A 4206-nucleotide genomic window follows, 5' to 3' on the forward strand; every position below is an offset into this window, starting at 1 on the left:
GACCAAGGAAGACGACTGGATCGATCAGCTCTTCATCGCGAACACACACGATTACATCCTTTGCTTCAGCAATCGCGGTCGCATGTACTGGCTGAAGGTGTGGGAAGTGCCGCAAGGTTCGCGCAATTCGCGCGGCAAGCCTATCGTCAATATGTTCCCGCTGCAGGATGGCGAAAAAATCACTGTAATTCTGCCGGTCTCCGGCGAGAATCGCACTTTCCCTGAAGACCGCTACATTTTCATGTCGACCAGCCTTGGCACCGTGAAAAAGACTTCATTGAGCGACTTCAGCAATCCGCGCAAGGCCGGGATTATTGCAGTCGATCTGGATGACGGCGATTTCCTGATCGGTGCAGCGCTGACCGATGGCACGCATGATGTGATGCTGTTCTCGGACTCCGGCAAGGCAGTGCGCTTTGACGAAAACGATGTGCGCCCGATGGGTCGTACCGCACGTGGCGTGCGCGGCATGAACCTGGAAGAAGGGCAGCAAGTCATTGCGCTGCTGGTTGCGGAAAATGAACAGCAGTCCGTGCTGACTGCAACGGAAAACGGCTACGGCAAGCGTACGCCGATTACCGAGTACACGCGTCACGGACGCGGCACCAAGGGCATGATCGCGATCCAGACCAGTGAGCGTAACGGCAAGGTTGTCGCTGCCACACTGGTGGAAGCAGCGGACGAAATCATGCTGATCACGACTGGCGGCGTCCTGATACGTACCCGTGTCGCGGAAATCCGCGAAATGGGCCGTGCAACGCAGGGTGTGACGCTGATCGCAGTTGAAGATGGCACCAAGCTGAGCGGCCTGCAACGCATACTTGAATCAGATATTGAAGAAGACCAATCCGGTACGGAGGAAGAGGAATAATGAAGCACGTGTATAACTTTTCACCGGGGCCGGCTGCATTGCCAAAGGAAGTAATTCAGCAGGCCGCGGATGAAATGACAAACTGGAGAGGCACCGGTTTGTCCGTGATGGAAATGAGTCATCGCGGCCGTGAATTCACCGAAATCCTGGCGACGACGAAGCGCGATTTGCGTACCTTGATGTCGATTCCGGACAACTACAAAATCCTGCTGATGCAGGGTGGTGCGATTGCCGAAAATGCGATAGTACCGATGAATCTGGTCGGTAAAAAACCGCAGCCTGCCACGATCGATTTCGTGCATACCGGACACTGGTCCGAGAAGAGCATAGAAGAAGCGCACAAGTATGCGAAGGTCAATGTCGCTGCATCGTCAGAGGACAAGAATTTTTCCTATGTGCCGGCACGCGATACCTGGAAGCTGACGCCGGATGCCGCCTATGTGCACATCTGCACCAATGAAACGATCGGTGGCGTTGAGTTTGACTTCACGCCCGACGTAGGCGACGTGCCACTGGTAGCCGACATGTCGTCGAGCATCCTGTCGCGCGAAATCGATGTTTCCAAATTCGCGGTGATCTACGCTGGCGCACAAAAGAATATTGGTCCCGCCGGTTTGACGATCGTCATCGTGCGCGAAGACTTGCTCGGCCATGCATTGCCTATCTGCCCATCTGCATTTGACTGGAAGCTGGTGGCTGATCATGATTCGATGTTCAATACGCCGCCGACTTACCCTATCTACATCGCCGGCCTGGTTTTCCAGCACGTGCTGCGTCAGGGTGGTGTGGCTGCGATGGAAAAAATCAATATCAAAAAGGCTGCGCTGGCCTATGACTATCTGGATTCGACCGATTTTTACATCAATCGTGTGCCGGCAGCCAATCGCTCGCGCATGAATGTGCCTTTCTTCCTGAAAGACGAATCCTTGAACCAGAAATTCGTTGCGGAAGCCGAGCAACATGGTCTGGTGCAGCTCAAAGGCCATAGTTCGGTCGGCGGCATGCGCGCATCGATTTATAACGCGATGCCGATAGAAGGCGTGCAGGCGCTGATCGCGTTCATGCAAGAGTTCGAGAAAAAATACGCTTGATTTTCATTCGAAGCCAGAGATTTAACGTGTTTGCAAAAATATGACGATGGACGACAAGCTCAAACCGCTGCGTGTACAGATCGATGCGATCGATGCGCAAATCCTTGATTTGCTGAATCAGCGTGCACGCGTGGCGCAGCAGGTCGGCCACGTCAAGGCGGAAACCAATGCGCCGGTTTTCCGCCCGGAGCGTGAAGCGCAGGTTTTGCGCAGCGTGGCTGAACGCAATCCCGGGCCGCTGCTGGCTGCAGACATTCAAACCGTTTTCCGTGAAGTGATGTCAGCTTGCCGTGCGCTGGAAAAGCGCGTGACGGTGGCCTATCTGGGACCAGCCGGGACGTTCAGCGAACAGGCGGTGTACCAGCAGTTCGGCCGTGCGGTCGAAGGCATGCCATGCGCATCCCTCGATGAAGTATTCCGTGCGACCGAAGCCGGCACTGCCGATTTTGGCGTGGTGCCGATTGAAAATTCTTCCGAAGGCGTCATCAATCGCACCCTCGATTTGCTGTTGCAGACGACCTTGACGATCAGCGGCGAAGTCTCGATACAAGTCAACCACAGCCTGATGACGCGTTCCGGCACGATGGTCGGGATCACCAGCATATGTGCGCATTCGCAGGCATTGGCGCAATGCCAGCTCTGGCTCAACCAGAATTATCCGAATATCGAACGGCGTGCCGTTGCCTCCAATGGTGAGGCTGCGCGCATGGCGGGCGAAGATCCCACGGTTGCTGCCATTGCCAGCGAGATCGCCGGACAGAAATACAATCTGCAAGTCGTCAAGGCGCATGTGCAGGATGATCCGCACAACCGCACGCGCTTTGCCGTGATCGGTCGTTTGCATACTTCACCCAGCGGCAAGGATCAAACCTCGCTGGTGCTGTCGGTGCCGAACAAGGCTGGCGCGGTCTACAAGCTGCTCGAACCTTTGGCCAAACATGGCGTGTCGATGACGCGTTTTGAATCGCGCCCCGCACGCATGGGTACATGGGAATATTATTTCTATGTCGATGTGGAAGGCCATTTGCAAGATGCCAAAGTGGCAGACGCATTGAAGGAACTGAAAGATAACGCCGCATTCTTCAAGGTGCTGGGTTCGTATCCATTCAGTCTGTAATTCGCCTGCTGCCGTTGCCTGGGCTGGGTGCGCGGCAAATGCAGCGGTCGCTCCCGGCAGTCACCATTTATTCTGGAATCCTTTATGTCTGTTCAGTTCGGTCCTGATTACGTACGTGCGATTGCGCCTTACCAGGGCGGCAAGCCGATTGCCGAAGTCGCGCGTGAATTCGGTCTTGACGAAGCCAGGATCGTCAAACTCGCCTCGAATGAAAATCCGCTCGGCATGCCCGAATCTGCCAGGCAGGCGATGGCGCTTGCGATGGCCGATGCAGGTCGCTATCCGGATGGAAACGGCTTCGATTTAAAGGCGGTTATCACCGCCAAATATGGTGTGCCTGCGGAGTGGATCACGCTCGGCAACGGCAGCAACGACATCCTTGAACTGTCGGCTCACGCTTTTGTGCAGCCTGGCCAATCGGTAATTTACGCGCAGTATTCATTTGCGGTTTATCCGCTGGCTACGCAGGCAGTGGGTGGTCGCTCGCTGGTCATTGCAGCGAAAAATTTCGGTCATGACCTGGCTGCCATGGCGGATGCCATCGAAGCCGATACCCGCCTGATTTTCATCGCCAATCCGAACAATCCTACCGGCACCTTCATACCCGGCGACGAACTGGAGCAGTTCATCAAGCGCGTGCCGCCGAATGTGGTGATCGTGCTCGATGAAGCGTACACAGAATTCCTGGCGCCGGAATTGCAATATGATTCGATCGCATGGGTCGCCAAGTACCCGAATCTGCTGGTGTCGCGCTCCATGTCGAAAGTGTATGGCCTGGCCGGTTTGCGTATAGGTTACGGAATCGCACAGCCGGGCATTACCGATTTGCTCAACCGCATACGCCAGCCTTTCAATGTCAATTCTCTGGCTCAAGCCGCTGCGATTGCGGCCTTGAACGACAGCGCGTTTGTCGAAAAAAGTGCGCAATTGAATGCGGCAGGTTATCGCCAGTTGACGCAAGCCTTTGACGAGTTGAAGCTGACTTACGTGCCTTCATCGGGCAACTTCGTTTTGGTCAAGGTAGGCGATGATGACAGTGCAGGTACGCGTGTCAACCTGGCCTTGTTGAAGCAAGGCGTGATCGTGCGCCCGGTAGGCAACTATGGCTTGCCGCAATGGTTGCGCAT

Annotated in this window: 4 protein-coding genes; all 4 read left to right on the forward strand. The window is 55.3% G+C overall.

Going from position 1 to position 4206, the window contains the following annotated elements:
* Positions 1–871, forward strand: an 871-nt coding sequence (locus Q7T06_RS11815) for a DNA gyrase C-terminal beta-propeller domain-containing protein (protein ID WP_304784898.1), incomplete at its 5' end; no start/stop codon positions are given.
* Positions 871–1962 (forward strand): 3-phosphoserine/phosphohydroxythreonine transaminase, encoded by a 1092-nt coding sequence (serC, locus tag Q7T06_RS11820; RefSeq protein WP_304784900.1) that lies wholly within the window; start codon positions 871–873, stop codon positions 1960–1962. The genes Q7T06_RS11815 and serC, both read left to right, overlap by 1 nt.
* 40 nt (positions 1963–2002) lie before the next feature.
* Positions 2003–3079: a prephenate dehydratase gene (pheA, locus tag Q7T06_RS11825; protein WP_304784902.1), complete on the forward strand. Its 1077-nt coding sequence runs from the start codon at positions 2003–2005 to the stop codon at positions 3077–3079.
* Positions 3080–3163: 84 nt separating this feature from the next.
* Positions 3164–4206: histidinol-phosphate transaminase (gene hisC / locus Q7T06_RS11830; RefSeq protein ID WP_304784904.1), on the forward strand; the 1043-nt coding region annotated here is incomplete at its 3' end.

The sequence above is a fragment of the Herminiimonas sp. genome (genome assembly GCF_030645555.1).
Taxonomy (GTDB): domain Bacteria; phylum Pseudomonadota; class Gammaproteobacteria; order Burkholderiales; family Burkholderiaceae_D; genus Oxalicibacterium.

Coding starts and splice junctions, on each gene's coding strand:
- serC (WP_304784900.1), top strand. CDS start 871: ATGAAGCACGTGTATAACTTTTCACCGGGGCCGGCTGCATTGCCAAAG.
- pheA (WP_304784902.1), top strand. CDS start 2,003: ATGACGATGGACGACAAGCTCAAACCGCTGCGTGTACAGATCGATGCG.